17 protein-coding genes are annotated in these 20,247 nt (G+C 69.9%); 13 read left to right on the plus strand and 4 right to left on the minus strand.

The window, feature by feature from the left end:
- The 4 genes from AC07DF_RS35730 to AC07DF_RS35745 form a co-directional block, all read left to right on the plus strand.
- Positions 1–1,041 (plus strand): vitamin B12 dependent-methionine synthase activation domain-containing protein (locus AC07DF_RS35730; RefSeq protein WP_478980797.1); only part of this gene is annotated, 1,041 nt, incomplete at its 5' end.
- Positions 1,042–1,167: 126 nt separating this feature from the next.
- Positions 1,168–1,869, plus strand: a complete 702-nt coding sequence (locus AC07DF_RS35735) for an HAD family hydrolase (RefSeq protein ID WP_478980799.1) — start codon at positions 1,168–1,170, stop codon at positions 1,867–1,869.
- 407 nt (positions 1,870–2,276) lie between these two features.
- Positions 2,277–3,881 (plus strand): ABC transporter substrate-binding protein, encoded by a 1,605-nt coding sequence (locus AC07DF_RS35740; protein ID WP_478980801.1) that lies wholly within the window; start codon positions 2,277–2,279, stop codon positions 3,879–3,881.
- 108 nt (positions 3,882–3,989) lie between these two features.
- Positions 3,990–5,573, plus strand: coding sequence for an ABC transporter substrate-binding protein (locus AC07DF_RS35745; protein ID WP_478980803.1), 1,584 nt, complete (start codon positions 3,990–3,992; stop codon positions 5,571–5,573).
- Between the two features lie 69 nt (positions 5,574–5,642).
- On the opposite strand, the gene AC07DF_RS35750 is transcribed toward AC07DF_RS35745, so the two are convergent.
- Together AC07DF_RS35750 and AC07DF_RS35755 are read right to left on the minus strand one after the other, a co-directional pair.
- Complete coding sequence (locus tag AC07DF_RS35750) at positions 5,643–6,314, minus strand: response regulator (RefSeq protein WP_018570356.1); 672 nt, start codon at positions 6,312–6,314, stop codon at positions 5,643–5,645.
- Positions 6,315–6,328: 14 nt separating this feature from the next.
- On the minus strand, positions 6,329–7,315 hold the full coding sequence (locus AC07DF_RS35755) for a RecB family exonuclease (RefSeq protein ID WP_478980805.1): 987 nt from the start codon (positions 7,313–7,315) through the stop codon (positions 6,329–6,331).
- Positions 7,316–7,514: 199 nt separating this feature from the next.
- Here AC07DF_RS35755 and AC07DF_RS35760 point away from each other — a divergent pair, with 199 nt between their 5' ends.
- From AC07DF_RS35760 to AC07DF_RS35770, 3 genes are all read left to right on the plus strand, one after another.
- Positions 7,515–9,134 carry a site-2 protease family protein gene (locus AC07DF_RS35760; protein WP_478980807.1) on the plus strand — a complete coding sequence of 540 codons (1,620 nt, stop codon included), beginning with the start codon at positions 7,515–7,517 and terminating at the stop codon, positions 9,132–9,134.
- Between the two features lie 40 nt (positions 9,135–9,174).
- Entirely contained in the window at positions 9,175–10,077 is a 903-nt protein-coding gene (locus tag AC07DF_RS35765; protein WP_033311897.1) for a tRNA (adenine-N1)-methyltransferase, read from the plus strand.
- 365 nt (positions 10,078–10,442) lie between these two features.
- Positions 10,443–11,021 carry a hypothetical protein gene (locus AC07DF_RS35770; protein WP_478980810.1) on the plus strand — a complete coding sequence of 193 codons (579 nt, stop codon included), beginning with the start codon at positions 10,443–10,445 and terminating at the stop codon, positions 11,019–11,021.
- Between the two features lie 59 nt (positions 11,022–11,080).
- Here AC07DF_RS35770 and AC07DF_RS35775 read toward each other — a convergent pair whose 3' ends face one another.
- A complete protein-coding gene (locus AC07DF_RS35775) occupies positions 11,081–11,386 on the minus strand; it encodes a ferredoxin (protein WP_382497846.1) in 306 nt (101 codons plus the stop codon).
- 246 nt (positions 11,387–11,632) lie between these two features.
- On the opposite strand from AC07DF_RS35775, the gene arc reads away from it, so the two are divergent.
- The 5 genes from arc to prcA all read left to right on the plus strand — a co-directional run bounded on the left by arc (position 11,633) and on the right by prcA (position 17,540).
- Complete coding sequence (gene arc, locus AC07DF_RS35780) at positions 11,633–13,399, plus strand: proteasome ATPase (protein WP_478980813.1); 1,767 nt, start codon at positions 11,633–11,635, stop codon at positions 13,397–13,399.
- A 234-nt stretch (positions 13,400–13,633) separates the two neighbouring features.
- Complete coding sequence (dop, locus tag AC07DF_RS35785; RefSeq protein ID WP_344985039.1) at positions 13,634–15,145, plus strand: depupylase/deamidase Dop; 1,512 nt, start codon at positions 13,634–13,636, stop codon at positions 15,143–15,145.
- A gap of 178 nt (positions 15,146–15,323) precedes the next feature.
- Entirely contained in the window at positions 15,324–15,542 is a 219-nt protein-coding gene (locus AC07DF_RS35790; protein WP_019757212.1) for a ubiquitin-like protein Pup, read from the plus strand.
- Positions 15,543–15,878: 336 nt separating this feature from the next.
- Positions 15,879–16,724, plus strand: coding sequence for a proteasome subunit beta (gene prcB, locus AC07DF_RS35795; RefSeq protein WP_454366339.1), 846 nt, complete (start codon positions 15,879–15,881; stop codon positions 16,722–16,724).
- A 60-nt stretch (positions 16,725–16,784) separates the two neighbouring features.
- Positions 16,785–17,540, plus strand: coding sequence for a proteasome subunit alpha (gene prcA / locus AC07DF_RS35800; protein WP_478980817.1), 756 nt, complete (start codon positions 16,785–16,787; stop codon positions 17,538–17,540).
- 336 nt (positions 17,541–17,876) lie between these two features.
- Here the strand turns inward: prcA and AC07DF_RS35805 are convergent, their stop codons facing one another.
- The gene (locus AC07DF_RS35805) at positions 17,877–18,893 is read right to left on the minus strand and encodes a LacI family DNA-binding transcriptional regulator (RefSeq protein WP_478980819.1); all 1,017 of its coding nucleotides are present in this window, start codon (positions 18,891–18,893) and stop codon (positions 17,877–17,879) included.
- Positions 18,894–18,982: 89 nt separating this feature from the next.
- On the opposite strand from AC07DF_RS35805, the gene AC07DF_RS35810 reads away from it, so the two are divergent.
- Complete coding sequence (locus AC07DF_RS35810) at positions 18,983–20,242, plus strand: MFS transporter (RefSeq protein ID WP_478980821.1); 1,260 nt, start codon at positions 18,983–18,985, stop codon at positions 20,240–20,242.
- Positions 20,243–20,247: the final 5 nt, after the last annotated feature.

Here is a 20,247-nt window from a genome sequence, read left to right on the forward strand (position 1 = left end):
GCCGCCCTCACCCGGGCCTACGTCGAGCAGGACCTGCACGAGATCTATCAGGGCGAGGTCCGCTACGCCCGCGACGCCTTCGAGGGACTGCGCCTGATGGACGCCCTGATCGGCGTCAAGCGGGGCGTGCCGGGAGCGAAGCTGCCCGAGCTGAAGCAGCGCCGCGTCCGGGCCACCGCCGCGGCCGAAGTCGAGGAGCGCCCCGAGGAGGGGCACGTCCGCTCCGACGTCGCCACCGACAACCCCGTGCCCACCCCGCCCTTCCGGGGCACGCGCGTGATCAAGGGCATCCAGCTCAAGGAGTACGCGAGCTGGCTCGACGAGGGCGCCCTGTTCAAGGGCCAGTGGGGCCTGAAGCAGAGCCGCACCGGCGAGGGCCCGTCGTACGAGGAGCTTGTCGAGACCGAGGGCCGGCCCCGGCTGCGCGGCCTGCTGGACCGGCTCCAGACGGAGAACCTGCTGGAGGCGGCCGTGGTCTACGGCTACTTCCCGTGCGTCTCCAAGGACGACGACCTGATCATCCTGGACGACCGGGGCAACGAGCGCACCCGTTTCACCTTCCCGCGCCAGCGCCGGGGCCGCCGCCTGTGCCTGGCCGACTTCTTCCGCCCGGAGGAGTCCGGCGAGACCGACGTCGTGGGCCTCCAGGTCGTCACCGTCGGCTCGCGCATCGGCGAGGAGACCGCCCGGATGTTCGAGGCCAACGCCTACCGCGACTACCTCGAACTGCACGGGCTGTCCGTGCAGTTGGCCGAGGCGCTCGCCGAGTACTGGCACGCGCGCGTGCGTTCCGAACTCGGCTACGCCGGTGAGGACCCGGACGAGATGCAGGGCATGTTCGAGCTGAAGTACCGGGGCGCCCGCTTCTCCCTCGGTTACGGCGCCTGCCCCAACCTGGAGGACCGCGCCAAGATCGCCGACCTGCTCCAGCCGGAGCGCATCGGCGTCCACCTGTCCGAGGAGTTCCAGCTGCACCCCGAGCAGTCCACGGACGCCATCGTGATCCACCACCCGGAGGCGAAGTACTTCAACGCCCGCTGAGCCGCCCCACCGGGCACACGGGCCAAAAGAGGCGCTTCGTCCGCGCACGACGTAGACTGGTCGGTCCACCGCAGGCCGGTTCCCCTCGTGGGAGCCGGCCTGAACGTCCCTCAAGGAGGTACGTGGATGACCAGTACGGTCCCCGCGCTCGGAACCCGCACGGCCGAGGGCTCCGCCCTGCAGGCGGTGCTCCTCGACATGGACGGCACTCTGGTGGACACGGAGGGCTTCTGGTGGGAGGTCGAAGCCGAGGTCTTCGCCTCCCTCGGCCACACGCTCGACGAGTCCTGGCGCCATGTCGTGGTCGGCGGCCCCATGACCCGCAGCGCGGGGTTCCTGATCGAGGCCACCGGCGCCGACATCACCCTCGACGAGCTCACCGTGCTGCTCAACGACGGCTTCGAGGACCGCATCGACCGCGCACTGCCGCTGATGCCGGGCGCCGGCCGGCTGCTGGCGGAGCTGTACGAGTACGAGATCCCGACGGCCCTGGTCTCCGCCTCGCACCGGCGCATCATCGACCGGGTGCTGACCTCGCTGGGCGCGCACCACTTCCGTCTGACGGTGGCCGGTGACGAGGTGCCGCGCACCAAGCCCCACCCCGACCCGTACCTGGCCGCCGCCGCCGGACTCGGCGCGGACCCGGCCCGGTGCGCCGTCATCGAGGACACCGCGACCGGCGTTGCCGCCGCCGAGGCCGCGGGCTGCCATGTCGTGGCGGTGCCCTCCGTGGCCCCCATCACCCCGGCCCTCCGCCGTACGGTCGTCACCTCCCTCGAAGAGGTCGACCTGACATTTCTGCACGGGCTGATGACGGAAATGCGCTAGCTGTTCACCCAGCGTGCAGCGGAGTTAAGACGGCAATTTCGTAGATGAATTCGACCCTCTCCGGATGATCTCCGGGCGGGCGAATTACCGTACTCCGAACCCGTTTGCAGTGTGACGTTCCCCACGCGGCCAGGGGTCGACAGCGGCTCCCGCGTGTGCCGTGGGGGGCTCCTGACGTGCCTTTGTGTCCCGATTGGTGGAACGCTGCACCAAAGCTTCCGCCATCGGGTTTTCAGTGTGTCCACGTCCGGTTCCGCAGCGTGATGGGGGCTCAACTCCGGTCGCTGCGAACCTTCCTGCCGGCCCCGACTAATCTCGTTGCGAGAACATCGCCCCACCCCCGTGATCCGCTGCGCCACCCCTGCATGCCGGATACACGGAGTAGACAGCTCTGGAGAAACTCGAGCATGAACCGCAAGACTTTGGTGCTGCCGGCCGTCATCGGCCTGCTCGCGCCGGTGCTCGCCGCCTGCGGCGGGTCCGACAGCGGGAGCGACGGCGGCGGCGCGATCGTCGTCGGCACCACGGACCGGTTCACCGCCTCGAAGGACGCCCCCGCCCCCCTGGACCCGGCCTACGCCTACGACGTCGGCACCTGGAACATCCTGCGCCAGACCGTGCAGACCCTGATGATCCAGCCGCGCGGCGAGGGCGAGCCGGTGCCGGAGGCGGCCGAGAGATGCGGCTTCACCGACACGGGCAACGAGCGCTACGCCTGCACCCTGCGCGACGGCCTGAAGTTCGCGAACGGCGACCCCGTCACCGCGTCCGACGTGAAGTACTCCATCGACCGCGCCCGCTCACTCAAGGCCGACAGCGGCGTGTTCGCGCTGCTGTCCACCATCGACACCGTCGAGACACAGGGCGAGAAGGACGTCATCTTCCATCTGAAGACCGCCGACGCCACCTTCCCGTACAAGCTGTCGACCCCGGTCGCCGGCATCGTCGACCCCGACGACTACCCGAAGGACAAGCTGCGGGACGGCTTCGAGCTCGAAGGCTCCGGCCCGTACACCCTCAAGGCCGACGTCGAGAACGACGAGCTGGTCAGGGCCGAGTTCACCCGGAACCCCGACTACAAGGGGAGCCTGAAGGTGAACAACGACAAGGTCGACATGGTCTCCTACAAGGACGCCGACGCCATGGGCGAGGCCATCGACAAGGGCGACATCGACCTGATGACCCGCACCATGTCGCCGGACCAGATCCGCAAGCTCTCGGGCGACGCGGACACCGGCATCGACCTCGTCGAGATGCCCGGCCTGGAGATCCGCTACCTGGGCTTCAACACCGACGCCCCGACCGTGGAGTCCAAGGCCGTGCGCCAGGCGATGGCCCAGGTCGTCAACCGCAGCGAGCTGGTCTCCAGGGTCTACGGCTCCCAGGCCGAGCCGCTGTACTCGCTGGTCCCGGCCAGCGTCACGGGCCACTCCAACTCGTTCTTCAACAAGTACGGCGACGCCAGCGTCACCAAGGCCCGCTCCGTGCTGAACCAGGCGAACATCACCACGCCGGTGAAGCTGACGCTGCACTACACGACCGACCACTACGGTCCGGCCACCAAGAAGGAGTTCGAGGTCCTGCGCGACCAGCTGAACTCCAGCGGCCTGTTCGACGTAGGTATCAAGGGAACACCGTGGGACACGTTCCGCCCGGCCGAGAAGAAGGGTGAGTACGACGTCTACGGCATGGGCTGGTTCCCCGACTTCCCGGACGCCGACAACTTCCTCGCGCCGTTCCTCGACAGGGACAACACCCTTGGCTCGCCGTACGACAACAGCCAGATCCGCAACACCCTGATCCCGGAGTCCCGCCGCGAGGCGGACCGGTTGTCCGCCTCCACCAGCCTGACGGACATTCAGGACATCGTCGCCTCCGACGTGCCGGTGCTGCCGCTGTGGCAGGGCAAGCAGTACGTCGCCGCGCGCGACGACATCACGGGTACCGCCTACGCGCTCAACTCCTCTTCGACGCTGCAGCTGTGGGAGCTCGGCAGAGGCGTGAGCGGCTGACGTACCCGCTGGAACCCCGGGGCCTGTGACCACGGCCCCCGGGGAGCCGTGCCCCGGAGCCAGGGACATGCTCCGGGTGTTCTCGAGAACCGACGACAAGGCACACACGTGAACATACGCAAGCAGTGGCCGGTCCTGCCGATCGCGGCGGGGCTCGCCTCCGGCCTGCTGACCGGCTGCGGCACGGAGAGCGGGGACTCCGCGGGGGAAGGCTCCAACGTGGTGGTGGGGATGTCCGACGACGTCCTGGCCACCGACCCGGCCTCCGGCTACGACCCCGGCTCCTGGCTGTTGTTCAACAACGTCTTCCAGTCGCTGCTCAGCTTCCCCAAGGGCGCCACGGAACCGCAGCCCGAGGCCGCCGAGAGTTGCGCCTTCACCGACACGCAGAGCTCGGTCTACCGGTGCACGCTGAAGGACGGCCTCAAGTTCAGCAACGGTGACGCGCTCACCTCGGAGGACGTCAAGTTCTCCTTCGAGCGGATGCTGAAGATCAACGACCCCGACGGGCCCGCGATCATGTTCCCCACGCTGGACGAGGTCGAGACCCCGGACGAGCAGACGGTCGTCTTCCACCTCAACACGTCCGACGCCACCTTCCCCAGCAAGATCGCCTCCGGCGCCGGCTCCATCGTCAACCACGACGAGTACGACGCGGGCAAGCTGCGCGAGGACGGCAAGGCCGTCGGCTCCGGCCCCTACAAGCTCGACTCGTTCGACGACGGCCAGGCCGTCTTCTCCGTCAACGAGAACTACAAGGGCACCGCCAAGGTGAGCAACACCGGCGTGACCCTGAAGTTCTTCGACGGCGACCAGACCGCCCTGAAGCAGGCCATCCAGAACGAGGACGTCGACATCGCCTACCGTGGCCTCACCGCCGGCGACATCGCCGATATGGAGAAGGCCGACGACGGCACCGGCACCGAGGTCGTCGAGGGCAGCAGCGCCGAGGTCCAGCACCTGGTGTTCAACATGGACGACCCGGTCGCCGGAAAGATCGGCGTACGCAAGGCCATCGCCCACCTGCTCGACCGCGAAGCCCTCATCAAGAACGTCTACCAGGGCACCGCGACCCCGCTGTACTCGATCATCCCGGCCGGTGTCGCGGGCCACAACACGGCCTTCTTCGACACCTACGGCGCCCGCCCCTCCCGGTCCAAGGCGGCCGACGCGCTGCGCGCCGACGGCATCACCGGCAAGGTGAAGCTGACCCTCTGGTCGACCCCGTCCCGCTACGGCCCCGCCACCGACCAGGAGTTGACGGCCATCGCCGGCCAGCTCAACGCCAGTGGCCTGTTCGACGCGGACGTCAAGTCGGTCTCCTTCGCCCAGTACGAGAAGGACATCGCGGCCGGCAAGTACGGCGTCTACGTGAAGGGCTGGGTGCCCGACTACCCGGACGCCGACAACTTCACGGCCCCCTTCTTCGGCAAGGGCAACGTGCTGGGCAACAACTACGACAACGACACCATCACCGGCACGCTCATCCCGAGCACCGCGGCCCTGACCAACCGCGCCGCCACCGACAAGGAGTTCGGGGAGCTGCAGGACATCGTCGCCGACGAACTGCCCGTCCTGCCGGTGTGGCAGGCCAAGCAGTACGCGGTCGCACGCGAAGGTGTCTACGGACTGGAGTACTGCCTCGACGCGTCGACCGTGTTCCGCTTCTGGGAGCTGAGCAAGGACGCGTGACGCACACACGTGAAGGGCGCCCCCGGCCTCGGCCGGGGGCGCCCTTCACGTGTCCGCGGGCCTGGGAGCCTACTGTGCGCCGGGGCGCACCAGCCCGCTCTCGTACGCGTACACCGCGGCCTGCACGCGGTCGCGCAGGCCCAGCTTGGTCAGCACGTGCCCGACGTGCGTCTTGACGGTGGTCTCGCTGACGAACAGGTCGGCGGCGATCTCGGCGTTCGACAGCCCGCGCGCCACCAGCTTCAGCACCTCGACCTCGCGGTCGGTGAGCGTGTGCAGCGTGTCCGGCACCGGCTCGTCACCGGAGGGCAGGTGCGTGGCGTACTTGTCGAGCAGCCGGCGCGTGATGCTCGGCGCGAGCATCGCCTCGCCCGCGGCCACGACCCGGATGGCCTGCACCAGCTCGTTGGCCGGGGCGTCCTTCAGCAGGAAGCCGCTGGCACCGGCGCGCAGCGCCTCCACCACGTACTCGTCGAGGTCGAAAGTGGTCAGCACCAGCACCTTCGCCGGGCCGTCCCGCTCGGGGCCCGTGATCTGCCGGGTCGCCTCCACACCGTCCATCCGCGGCATGCGGATGTCCATCAGGACCACGTCGGGCTGCAGGGCCCGCACCTGGTCGAGCGCCTGGAGGCCGTCTCCGGCCTCGCCGACGACCGCGATGTCCTGCTCGGCCTCCAGAATCATCCGGAAGCCCGTGCGGAGCAGCGGCTGGTCATCGACCAGTAGGACGCGGATGGCCACGTAAGTCTCCTTCGCTAGTCCGGCCCCATTCTGCCCTGCGCGGGCCCGCCGGACTCCGCCGCCCTCACCGGCAACGGGTACGGCGGGGGAGTACCGCCGAACTCCGGACAGTGGGCCTGGTGGTCGCACCAGCCGCACAGCTTCGTGGGGCGCGGCCGCCAGTCGCCCGTCTCCGTCGCCAGCCGGATCGCTTCCCACAGCGCCAGCAGCTTGCGCTCGACCCGCTCCAGGTCGGCGAGGACCGGGTCGTACGTCAGCACCTGACCGCTGCCCAGATACACCAGCTGGAGCCGCCGCGGCACCACGTTCTTCAGCCGCCAGACCACGAGGGCGTAGAACTTCATCTGGAACAGGGCGCCCTCGGAGTACTCGGGCCTCGGGGCCTTCCCTGTCTTGTAGTCGACGATCCGGACCTCGCCCGTGGGGGCCACGTCGACCCGGTCGATGATCCCGCGCAGCCGCAGCCCGGAGTCCAGCTCGGTCTCGACGAACAGCTCCCGCTCGGCCGGCTCCAGCCGGCTCGGGTCCTCCAGGGAGAACCAGCGCTCGACGAGCTGCTCCGCCTCGCCCAGCCAGCGCGCCAGCCGCTCGCCCTGCGGATCGTCCGCGAACAGCTCCACGACCTCCGGCCGCGACTCGCGCAGCCGGTCCCACTGGCCCGGGATCAGCGACTTCGCCCGGGGCGCCGTGCGCTCGGCCGCCGGGGCGTCGAAGAGCCGCTCCAGCACCGCGTGCACCAGCGTGCCCCGGGTCGCCGCCTCGCTGGGCTTCTCCGGCAGCCGGTCGATGACCCGGAAGCGGTAGAGCAGCGGGCACTGCATGAAGTCGCTCGCACGTGAGGGGGACAGCGCCGAGGGCGGTATGGCGGTGGGCGCGGCCCCGGTCACCGTCTCCACCGTCGTCTCGATGCCCGCCTCCACGGACCCGGCCGGGACCGGCGGATCCACCGCCGCGGCAGGGCTGCTGTCGGGCTGCGCGGCGCCCTCGGTGCTCGTCTCCATGCCCCAGACCATACGGCCCGCCACTGACAGTGACCCAGCCGCGGTCGGGCCGTGTGCGACGCCGGAAGCCGGGAAGGGAGGGGAGGGACGGGGAAACACAGGGGTGCCGCGGCGGAACGCACCTCGACGGACGCATACCATCGACTCGAGACCCTCCCGGCCTTCAGGCGCGGGAGACGCTTCGAACGAGGGGACACCGGTGGACGAGAGCGGCGGGCGCGGGCAGCCGCGGTCCGGCAACGACGAGTCGGCCGAGCGCCACGCAGGGGCACCGGCCCGGGCCACCGACCCGACCCCCGCCGACGAACAGCCCACGGACGGACGGCGTTTCACCCCCGAGCGGCACGAAGACGCCCCGGCGGCGGACCCCGCGCCGAAACCGCCGACCGGACCGGACGAGTCCGAGGCCGACTCCGCCGCGGACCAGGACTCCGGCGTGGCCGAAGGGGACGGTCCGTCGTTGCGCAAGCCCGGCTCGGCGGGTGGCTCCGGGACCGGTCAGCACGGCGGTGCGACCCCGCCCCCGGACCCCGGTGCCACGGACCGCGGGCAGCAGCCATCCACCCCTGACCCGACAAGCCGTACCGAGCCCGCCGCGCCCGGCACCGGTGAGCGCCCCCTCGCCCACTCCGCCGACGGCAAGGGACCCGCCCCCCAGCGGCCTCCGGAGCCCCGGGGCGGCTTGCTCATGGGACGGCCCTTCGGGGTGCCCGTCTACGTCGCGCCCAGCTGGTTCCTCGTCGCCGCGCTGATCACCTGGGTGTTCGGCGGGCAGCTGGAGCGCGTGCTGCCCGAGCTCGGTGGCGCCCGCTACCTGGTCTCCCTCTTCTTCGCGGTCGCCTTCTACGCCTCCGTGCTCGTCCACGAACTGGCCCACACGGTCGCCGCCCTCCGCTTCAAGCTCCCGGTCCGCCGCATCCAGCTCCAGTTCTTCGGCGGCGTCTCCGAGATCGAGAAGGAGGCCGAGACCCCCGGACGCGAGTTCGTGCTCGCCTTCGTCGGGCCCCTGCTCTCCCTCCTGCTCGCGGGCGTCTTCTACCTCGCCATGCAGACCGTGGACCCCGGCACCGTCCCGGGCGTCCTGCTGGCCGGCCTGATGATCTCCAACCTCATCGTGGCCGCGTTCAACCTCCTGCCCGGCCTGCCCCTCGACGGCGGCCGCATGCTCCGCGCCGTCATCTGGAAGATCACCGGCAAGCCGATGGCCGGCACCGTCGCCGCCGCCTGGGTCGGCCGCGCCCTCGCCGTCTCCGTCCTCATCGGCCTGCCGCTGCTCACCCAGTCCGGCGCCCTCGGCTCCGACGCCGTCGACAACGTCGGCATGGACACCGTGCTGGACGCCCTGCTCGCCGCCATCCTCGCCGCGATCATCTGGACCGGCGCCGGCAACAGCCTGCGCATGGCCCGGCTGCGCGAGCACCTCCCCGAGCTGCGCGCCCGTGCGCTCACCCGCCGCGCCGTTCCGGTCGAGACCCACACCCCGCTCTCGGAGGCCCTGCGCCGCGCCAACACCGCCGGCGCCCGTGCCCTGGTCGTCGTCGACGCCGACGGCAACCCCCTCTCGCTGGTCCGCGAGGCCGCCATCGTCGGCGTACCCGAACACCGCCGCCCCTGGGTCGCGGTCAGCGGCCTCGCCCAGGACCTCACCGACGGCATGCGCGTCTCGGCGGAACTGTCGGGGGAGGAACTCCTCGACGCCCTCAGAGCGACGCCCGCCACCGAGTACCTCGTCGTCGAGGAGACCGGCGAGATCTACGGCGTCCTGTCGGCGGCCGACGTGGAGCGGGCCTTCGTGAAGGCCATGGCGAGGCCCAGCTGAAGTGGTCGGCACCCCCTCCGGGGACCGGTAGGCTGTTCACATGTCCGAACCGACCGGTGCCGCCCGCAGGCGCGGGCCCTTCAAGGTCGGGGACCAGGTTCAGCTGACCGACCCCAAGGGCCGCCACTACACGTTCACGCTCGAGGCCGGGAAGAACTTCCACACCCACAAGGGTTCCTTCCCCCACGACGAACTGATCGGTGCTCCCGAGGGCAGCGTTGTCCGCACCACCGGTAACGTCGCCTATCTCGCGCTGCGCCCCCTGCTCCCCGACTACGTCCTGTCCATGCCCCGCGGGGCAGCCGTCGTCTACCCGAAGGACGCGGGGCAGATCCTCGCCTTCGCCGACATCTTCCCCGGCGCTCGCGTCGTCGAGGCCGGCGTGGGCTCCGGCTCGCTCAGCAGCTTCCTGCTGCGCGCCATCGGCGACCAGGGCATGCTGCACAGCTACGAGCGCCGCGCGGACTTCGCCGAGATCGCCCAGGCGAACGTCGAGCGCTACTTCGGCGGCCCGCACCCCGCCTGGCAGCTCACCGTCGGTGACCTCCAGGACAACCTGTCCGACGCCGACGTGGACCGCGTCATCCTCGACATGCTCGCACCCTGGGAGTGCCTGGAGGCCGTCTCCAAGGCGCTCGTCCCCGGCGGCATCCTGTGCTGCTACGTGGCGACCACCACCCAGCTCGCCCGGACCGTCGAGTCCATTCGCGAGATCGGCTGCTTCAACGAGCCGAGCGCCTGGGAGTCGATGATCCGCAACTGGCACATCGAGGGCCTGGCCGTCCGCCCGGACCACCGGATGATCGGCCACACCGGCTTCCTGCTCACCGCCCGCCGCCTCGCCGACGGCGTCGAGCCGCCCATGCGCCGCCGCCGCCCCGCCAAGGGCGCCTACGGCGAGGACTACGCCGGACCCAACGCCGACGGCGGCTCCGGCCGCTGAGGCGACCCGCCGCCGCACCCAACGCACAGGCGCCGTGGCGGAGTTCCCGGATCCACTCCGGAACTCCGCCACGGCGCCTTTCCGTTGCCTCTTCCGTCGCCCCTGGTGGCCGCCGCGGGTGAACCATGGCGCCCATCGGTTGACCTGACGGAACACGACCGCGGCCCGCAGCGTCGACGTGCTGCGCGGCGGCAGCGACCCGTGCTGAAACCGGCCCACTGACACAGCGGCAGGAACCGTAACCCTTCTGACTTCCCCGGCACAGGACGGGCACACCCCGCCGTTCCCACGGGGTGTGACGTGTGGCACCATCTTGGCCATCCCCCTTGGCCATCCACCGGCACAGCCCTCAGGAGACACTCCTAGTGCAGCCTTCCGCCGTCCCGGAGCTCGCCCACACCCACACCCGCCCCATCCACTGGCTCGCCACCGCCACGGCCGTCGCCGGCGTCATGGCCCTCTCCTCGTTCCTGCAGCCGGGTGCGGCGACAGCGGCCCAGGCGGCCGCCCCCGAGACCGGAAGCGCTCCGGCGGCCGTCGCTCCGCCCGACGCGGCAGCGGTGACGTTCCCGATCGAGTGCGGCCCGGTGAAGGCCGTGGTGAAGAAGCGGGCTTCCGGAGACCTAGACGGCGACGGCTCCCCCGAGACGGTGGCCGTGGTCCACTGCGACTCCCCGATGGGCACCCCGCCGGACGGCGTCTACGTCCTCACCCGGGACGGCGACGGCGGCAAGCCGCGCGTGGTGGCCACCCTGCTCGCCCTCAAGGACGGCAACACCGTCGGTGACTTCGCCGTACGTCAGGGCGCCGTCACGGCCACCCTCTTCGGCTACTCGTCGGCCGACGTGCCGCGTTGCTGCCCCGACGTCAAGAGCGACGTGAAATGGCGTTGGCAGAACGGCGCGTTCGTCCGCTCGACCCCGTCCGGCGCTCGCAGCGTGTGAGGCGTCCACGCCGGTGCGTGTGAGATATCAGACAGTAGTGACGGAGTGTGCGGAAAGAGTCACTCCGCGTCCGGGCCGTAGACCTCGGCCCTGTCCGAAACTCGACGCACGTGGATGCACTCGCCCGGACACTCCTTCGCGGAGTCGACCACGTCCGTGAGAAGCGGCAGCGGTACGGGCGTTGTGGCGCCCTTGTCCTGGAGCAGCTCGTCGTCGGCGCCCTTCACATAGGCCAGACCGTCGATGTCCAGCTCGAACACCTCGGGCGCGTACTGGGCGCAGATGCCGTCGCCGGTACACAGGTCCTGGTCGATCCAGACCTCCAGAGCCTCGCCGTCGACCCCGGCCTCCTGCTGCACGCTCATGTCTCCTGCCGTTTCATGCGTCGAGCCGTATCGGGAATCCGGCCAGCTCTGACGGGTGTTGAACACTTCGACCCTACCTCCGGCTGGGTTCCATTCATGTTCGGTGGGTATTCCCCTGGCGTGAGGGAGAGCGCAAGGGTGAAGATCGGACACACCCCGACCGTCTTTGTGATCTAGGGGTTTCAATCGACACCCGCCCAGGTAGGGTCTGGAAGCGTCCAGCTCCCCTTGGAGGAGGTGAGGACCGTGGCAGCCCACGACGACGACATGAACCGCGGCATCCGCCCGGGACGCGGGTCCGACGACCCGGCCGGGCAGATCGCCTACCTTGAGCAGGAGATCGCCGTCCTGCGACGCAAGCTCGCCGACTCTCCGCGACACACGAGGATTCTCGAAGAGCGGATCGTCGAGCTGCAGACCAATCTGGCCGGCGTGTCCGCGCAGAACGAGCGACTCGCCAACACGCTCCGTGAGGCCCGTGACCAGATCGTGGCCCTCAAGGAGGAGGTCGACCGGCTCGCGCAGCCGCCGGCCGGCTTCGGGGTCTTCCTGCAGGCGAACGAGGACGGCACCGCCGACATCTTCACCGGCGGCCGCAAGCTCAGGGTGAACGTCAGCCCCAGCGTCGAGCTCGACGAGCTCCGGCGCGGCCAGGAATTGATGCTCAACGAAGCGCTCAACGTGGTCGAGGCCATGGAGTACGAGAGCGTCGGAGACATCGTCACCCTCAAGGAGATCCTCGAGGACGGCGAGCGGGCCCTGGTGCTCGGGCACACCGACGAGGAGCGGGTGGTACGGCTCGCCGAGCCGCTGCTGGGCGTGAACATCCGGCCCGGCGACGCCCTGCTGCTCGAACCCCGTTCCGGCTATGTCTACGAGATCGTTCCCAAGAGCGAGGTCGAGGAGCTCGTCCTCGAAGAGGTCCCCGACATCGGCTACGAGCAGATCGGCGGTCTCGGCGGCCAGATCGAGGCCATCCGCGACGCGGTCGAGCTCCCGTATCTCTACCCGGACCTGTTCAAGGAGCACGAACTGCGGCCGCCGAAGGGCGTCCTGCTGTACGGGCCCCCCGGGTGCGGAAAGACACTGATCGCCAAGGCCGTGGCCAACTCACTGGCCAAGAAGGTCGCCGAGGTGACCGGTCAGGCCCAGGGCAAGAGCTTCTTCCTCAACATCAAGGGCCCCGAGCTCCTGAACAAGTACGTCGGTGAGACGGAGCGGCAGATCCGCCTCGTCTTCCAGCGGGCCCGTGAGAAGGCCAGCGAGGGCACCCCCGTCATCGTCTTCTTCGACGAGATGGAGTCGCTCTTCCGCACCCGTGGCTCCGGTGTCAGCTCGGACGTGGAGAACACCATCGTCCCGCAGCTGCTCGCCGAGATCGACGGCGTGGAGGGCCTGCAGAACGTGGTCGTGATCGGCGCCTCCAACCGTGAGGACATGATCGACCCCGCCATCCTGCGGCCCGGCCGGCTCGACGTGAAGATCAAGATCGAGCGTCCGGACGCCGAGGCGGCCAAGGACATCTTCGGCAAGTACCTCACCGAGCGCCTCCCGCTGCACGGCGACGACCTCGCCGAGCACAGCGGATCCAAGGCCTCCACCGTCCAGAGCATGATCCAGACGGCCGTCGAACAGATGTACGCCGAGTCCGAGGAGAACCGCTTCCTGGAGGTCACCTACGCCAACGGTGACAAGGAAGTCCTCTACTTCAAGGACTTCAATTCCGGCGCCATGATCGAGAACATCGTGGGCCGTGCCAAGAAGATGGCGATCAAGGACTTCCTCGAGAAGAACCAGAAGGGTCTCAGGGTCTCCCACCTCCTCCAGGCCTGCGTGGACGAGTTCAAGGAGAACGAGGACCTGCCCAACACCACCAACCCGGACGACTGGGCCAGGATCTCCGGAAAGAAGGGCGAGCGGATCGTGTACATCCGTACGCTCATCACCGGAAAGCAGGGCGCGGACACCGGACGCTCCATCGACACGGTGGCGAACACCGGTCAGTACCTGTAAAAGGCAGGGCGGCTGCGGGTGCCCTCGGCGGGTACCCGCAGCCGACTGTTTTTCAGGCCACGGCTGGAGCAACGCAATGACGCAAATGATCTCCCCACCAGCGCAAAGGCGTTCTAGGCTCTTCCGTACCGCCGAGTCGCGCAGTGCGGGGACGGGCACCGCACACGCAACCGAGCGCCAGCGGTATCTGAGTGGCGCCCACGACCGAGGGTGCCGCCGGGCAAGGAGGGCCGCATGACCGTACGGCGAGTAATGGGCATCGAGACGGAGTACGGGATCTCCGTCCCCGGCCACCCCAACGCCAATGCCATGCTCACCTCGTCCCAGATCGTGAACGCCTACGCGGCTGCGATGCACCGGGCCCGCCGGGCTCGCTGGGACTTCGAGGAGGAGAACCCGCTGCGGGACGCGCGAGGCTTCGACCTCGCCCGCGAGGCCGCCGACTCCAGCCAGCTCACCGACGAGGACATCGGCCTGGCCAACGTGATCCTCACCAACGGTGCGCGGCTCTACGTCGACCACGCGCACCCCGAGTACAGCGCTCCCGAGGTGACCAACCCCAGGGACGCCGTTCTCTGGGACAAGGCCGGCGAGCGGATCATGGCGGAGGCCGCGGAGCGTGCCGCACAGCTGCCCGGTGCCCAGCCGATCCACCTGTACAAGAACAACACCGACAACAAGGGCGCGTCCTACGGCACGCACGAGAACTACCTGATGAAGCGGGAGACCCCCTTCTCGGACATCGTGCGCCATCTGACGCCCTTCTTCGTCTCCCGTCAGGTCTTCACCGGAGCGGGCCGCGTCGGCATCGGCCAGGACGGGCACGAGCACGGCTTCCAGCTCAGTCAGCGGGCCGACTACTTCGAGGTGGAGGTCGGCCTCGAGACGACGCTGAAGCGCCCGATCATCAACACCCGCGACGAGCCGCACGCGGACGCCGAGAAGTACCGCCGCCTGCATGTGATCATCGGCGACGCGAACCTCTCGGAGATCTCGACATATCTGAAGCTGGGTACGACGGCTCTCGTCCTGTCGATGATCGAGGACGGCTTCATCGCGGTGGACCTCGCCGTCGACCAGCCCGTTCGTACGCTGCACCAGGTCTCGCACGACCCGTCGCTCAAGCGCCTGGTCACGCTCCGCAGCGGCCGGACGCTCACCGCGGTCCAGCTGCAGATGGAGTACTACGAGCTCGCCCGCAAGTACGTGGAGGAGCGGTTCGGGGCCGACGCCGACGACCAGACCAAGGACGTCCTGTCGCGGTGGGAGGACACCCTCACCCGTCTGGAGCACGACCCGATGAGCCTGGCCGGCGAGCTGGACTGGGTCGCCAAGCGGGAGCTCATGGAGGGCTACCGGCGCCGGGACAGCCTCGACTGGGACGCGGCGCGGCTGCACCTGGTCGACCTCCAGTACGCCGACGTGCGGCCCGAGAAGGGCCTGTACAACCGTCTGGTGGCCCGCGGGCGCATGAAGCGGCTGCTGACCGAGGCGGACATCGAGCGGGCCCGTACGGCGCCGCCTGAGGACACACGCGCGTACTTCCGCGGCCGCTGCCTGGAGCAGTACGCGGACGACGTCGCGGCGGCCTCCTGGGACTCGGTGATCTTCGACCTGCCGGGCCGCGACTCCCTGCAGCGCGTTCCAACCCTGGAACCGCTTCGCGGAACGCGTAATCACGTCAAGGAGCTCCTGGACCGCTGCCGCACGGCGGAAGACCTGGTCAGGGTCCTGTCCGGCGGATGATCGCGTTCAGTGGGTACTCGGGAGGAGACGGCCGGGCGGGGTGGAAAATCCCAGGTCCGGGAATCATCGAGGTGGTCCCCGTACGTTGGAGCAACTGCGGGGCCATTGTCAGACCCGGCGAGTAGGGTCTGATCTTGACCGAGCAACTGTGTCGGGCGAACCGAGCGGGGTGAGGGATATGGCGACCAAGGACACCGGCGGCGGACAGCAGAAGGCCACCCGGTCCACCGAGGAGGTCGAGGAGCAGGCGGCGGAGACGCAGGCTTCGGAGGACCTCAAGGAGCGTCAGGAGAAGCTGAGCGACGACGTGGACTCGGTTCTGGACGAGATCGACGACGTCCTCGAGGAGAACGCCGAGGACTTCGTGCGCTCATTCGTTCAAAAGGGTGGCCAGTAAGGCGCCTTTGCCTTCATTCCGAAGGTGAACGGGTGCGGGTGACGGACGGGCTGAGCGCGGAGCGCTGTGCGCGGGGCAGTGAGTGACGAGTTGCCCTCGTGTGCGGCGCTCCGGGCGTCGGTGGCGTCCGGGGCCCGGGTTGCCCCCGCCGGTCCTGCGCGGCCGGCAAGTGCGGCGTCGATCCGGTGGAGTTGGTCCCGCCGGACATGTGGATCACCGCCGAAGGACGGGTAGGGTCCGAGGCATACCGTGCCCCCGGTCGCAACCGGACCGGGGTTGTTCCAAGGATCGGCCCGACGTCACAGGGCGGGCTGTCGCATACGTGGAAGGAATCGCGTGGAAGCCAACACTCGTAGCACCGGGCGTCTACCAGCTGCCTTCCTGACGCCAGGGTCCTCCTCCTTCATGGACTTCCTGTCCGAGCACCAGCCGGAGATCCTGCCAGGCAACCGGCAACTGCCTCCCACCCAGGGTGTGATCGAGGCGCCGCACGGGACCACGATCGTCGCCGTGACGTTCCCCGGGGGCGTCGTGCTGGCCGGTGACCGCCGGGCGACGATGGGCAACGTCATCGCGCAGCGGGACATCGAGAAGGTCTTCCCGGCCGACGAGTACTCAGCGGTGGGCATCGCCGGTACGGCGGGCCTGGCCGTGGAGATGGTGAAGCTGTTCCAGCTCGAGCTGGAACACTTCGAGAAGGTCGAGGGCGCGCAGCTGTCCCTGGAGGGCAAGGCGAACCGGCTGTCGACGATGATCCGTTCCAACCTCGGCATGGCCATGCAGGGCCTGGCCGTGGTGCCGCTGTTCGCGGGGTACGACGTGGGCCGCGACAGGGGCCGGATCTTCTCGTACGACGTGACGGGCGGCCGCTCCGAGGAGACGAACTTCGCGGCCACCGGCTCGGGCTCGATCTTCGCGCGCGGCGCCATGAAGAAGCTCTTCCGCGACGACCTGAGCGAGGAAGAGGCCACGACCCTGGTCGTCCAGGCCCTGTACGACGCGGCCGACGACGACTCGGCGACGGGCGGTCCCGATGTCGCCCGCCGGATCTACCCGATCGTCACCGTGATCACCGAGGACGGCTTCCGCCGGCTCGCCGAGGAGGAGTCCTCCGAGATCGCCCGCTCGATCCTGGCCCGGCGCCTGGAGCAGCCGGACGGCCCGCGGGCCGCGCTGCTCTAGACAGCGGCCGTTTCTTGTCAAGGTGATCCAGTGACTTCCACAGAAAGGGACGGATAACCGGTGTCGACGCCGTTCTATGTTTCACCCCAGCAGCAGATGGCCGACCGGGCGGAGTACGCCCGCAAGGGCATCGCCCGTGGCCGCAGCCTGGTCGTGCTGCAGTTCGCCGACGGCATCGTGTTCGTCGGTGAGAACCCGTCCCGTGCGTTGCACAAGTTCAGCGAGATCTACGACCGGATCGGCTTCGCCGCCGCCGGCAAGTACAACGAGTACGAGAACCTGCGGATCGGTGGGGTGCGGTACGCCGACCTGCGGGGTTACACCTACGACCGCGATGACGTGACGGCCCGCGGCCTGGCCAACGTGTACGCGCAGACCCTGGGCACGATCTTCTCCTCGGCGGCCGAGAAGCCGTACGAGGTGGAGCTGGTGGTCGCCGAGGTGGGGGAGACCCCGGAAGGTGACCAGCTCTACCGTCTCCCGCACGACGGCTCGATCGTGGACGAGCACGGCTCGGTCGCGGTGGGGGGCAACGCGGAGCAGATCAGCAGCTACCTGGACCAGCGCCACCGGGACGGTATGACGCTGGCCGAGGCCCTGAAGCTGGCGGTGCAGGCGCTGTCGCGCGACACCAACGGCAGTGAGCGGGAGATTCCCGCGGAGCGGCTGGAGGTGGCGGTGCTGGACCGTACGCGGCCGCAGAAGCGCAAGTTCAAGCGGATCGGTGGGCGTCAGCTGGCTCGGTTGTTGGGGGCGGAGGGAGACGGAGACGGAGACGGGGGCGCGGAGGACACGGCGTCCGAGGACGCCGAGTAGCTCGGTCGATCGTGGGACCGCGCGTCCTGGCTGCGTGTTGTGGTGGCCGGGGCGCGCGGCTTTGCGTGCCTGCGGCGGCCTGTGGCCCTTTGGTGGGGGTGCGCGTAGCGCCGTCTCGCCGGGTGGTGGGTCGGGGCCGCGCCGGGGGGTGTCCGTCCTCGGAACGTCGCGATGGGGTGCCATGCCGACTGGCTGTTCGTTGACGCGACAACCGCTGCGGGCGGACACCCCCCGACACGTCCCCTTGCGTCGTCCGGCGGGTGCGGGCGCGTCCTGGCTCCCGCCTCCGGCTGCCGCTTGCTGCCGCCGCCCGGCTCCGGCACCGACGCCGGGCGGCTACGGCTGCCCTGGCGGTGCCGTGGAGCCTCGTACCACCAGTTGCACCGGGATGTCCCCGCCCTCGGGTGCGCGGGACTCCATGACGGCCAGCAGGGCCCGCATGCCCCGTTCCCCGAACAGCTCCGCGTCAAGGCGGACCGTCGTCAGTTCCGGGTCGATCGCCGTGGCCAGGGCCAGATCGTCCAGGCCGGTGACCGAGACGTCGTCCGGGACGCGTAGGCCCAGACGGCGAACCGCCTTGTACGCACCGGCGGCCAGTTTGTCGTCGTCGCAGACAAGGGCGGTGGGGCGCGGCCCGGGGAGCGAGAGGGCGGTCTCGGTGGCGGTCACGGCGCCCTCGATGGAGATCGGCGCGCGAGTCGTGCGCACCGACGTACCGGGCACATCGCCCAGCCGGCTCGCCAGTTCCCGGGCCCGTACCTCGAAGGTCCAGGACGGGACGTCCGCCGCCAGATGGAGGAAGCGGCGGTGGCCCAGGGACAGCAGGTGTTCCGCGACCTGGCGGACACCGTCGGCGATGTCCAGGTTCACGGTCGCCGCACCCAGACTTCCCTCCGGGTCGCTGTCCAGCATCACCAGGGGCAACTGGTCCCCGCGGATCGCGGTGAGCGCGTCGGCGGCCATGGAGGAGGCGATCACGCCGTCCAGGGCGGCCTGGGCGGAGGCGAAGGGGTCGCGGGCGGGGCCCACGCCCTCGGGGGAGGGGTAGAGGACGACGCCGAATCCGTGCTCGGCGGCGACGCGGGCGGCGCCCGTGTAGACGCCGGCGAAGAACTCCGTCGTGAGGGCCGGGACCACCAGGAGGACCGTGCGGGTGCGGCCCAGGCGCAGGTTGCGGGCCGCGAGGTTCGGGCGGTAGCCCAGGTCGCGTGCCGCCTCGCGGACCCGCTGGGCCGTCGTCTCCGAGACGCGTCCGCGCCACTTGTCGCCCAGGACCAGGGAGACCGCCGCCTGGGAGACGCCGGCGGCCTGGGCGACGTCCCGGCTCGTGGGGCGTGTGCTGCCTCGTGCCACCGTCGGGCCGCTCCTTCGTCTGGACTCGTGAACAGCGGACATGGTACGTATGAATCCTTGACGTTATACGTAAAACGTAGGGCGGGGACATGGCTACGGGATACCTGGAGATCCTTCGGGCGCGACACGCCGCCCGGCTGCTCGTCGGCACGCTCGTGGGCCGGCTGCCCAATGCCACCGGCGCCATCGCGATCCTGCTGTTCGTGCGGGCCGAGGGCGGTTCGTACAGCCTGGCCGGGGCGCTGGCGGGTGTGTACGGCGTCGCCAACGCCGTGGGGCAGCCGGTGCTGGGCAGGCTCGTGGACCTGCGCGGGCAGCCGCGCGTGCAGTTGCCGGCGGCTGTGTTGTCCGGGCTCGCGATGGCCGTCTTCGCCTTCGCCGGGATCGGGTCGCTGCCGGTCGCGTATGCCGCCGTCGCGGCGGCCGGGCTCTTCACGCCGCCCCTGGAGGGCGGGCTGCGGGCCCTGTGGTCCTCGGTCCTGCGCAAGGAGGACCAGGTGCACACGGCGTACGCCATGGACGCCGTGGCCCAGGAGGTGATGTTCACCGTCGGGCCGCTGCTCGTGACGCTGTGCGTGTCCCTGTGGTCGGCCCAGGTCGCGCTGCTGGTGCTGAACGTGGTCGGGGTGCTGGGGGCGCTGTCCGTGGTCGTCTCGCCGCCCTCGCGTGCCTGGCGGTCGGCGCCCCGGGAGGCGCACTGGCTGGGGGCGCTGCGCTCGGCGGGGCTGCTGGCCTTGCTGGCGGCGTTCCTGTTCATCGGGATGGCGCTCGGATCCATCACCGTCGCCTCGGTGCCCTACGCGGACGCGCACGGCGGCGACGCCGTGTACGGCTGGCTGATGGCGGCCCTGGGATTCGGGGCCCTGGTCGGCGGCACCGTCTACGGGGCCCGGCAGTGGGCCGGTGAGCCCGCCCGGCGACTCCAGGTGCTGGTCGCCCTTCTGGTGGTGTGTTATCTGCCGCTGCTTCTCATGCCGGACGCGGTGCCCATGGTGGCGCTGACCGCGCTCGCCGGCGTCTTCCTCGCGCCCGCCATCGCCTGCGCGTTCGTCCTGGTCGACCGTCATGCCCCGCGCGGCACGGTCACCGAGGCGTTCTCCTGGCTGGTGACGACGTTCACCGTGGGCCACTCGGTCGGAGCGGGCGTCGCGGGGCCCGTCGTGGAGGCGGGCGGGGCGCTGTGGGGCTTCGCCGTGCCGGGTGTCGCGGGTGGCGTTTCCCTGCTGGTTTTGGCCGCCACAGGGCGGGTACTCGCAGCTCCCGGCGGGGGAGCGGTTGTTGTGTCCGGTTCGGAAAATGATCCAAACCGTGCCCCCGAACCCCGTTTCAGTTCAGGGGATCGGGCGTAATGTTC

The sequence above is a fragment of the Streptomyces sp. NPDC044719 genome (genome assembly GCF_056433405.1).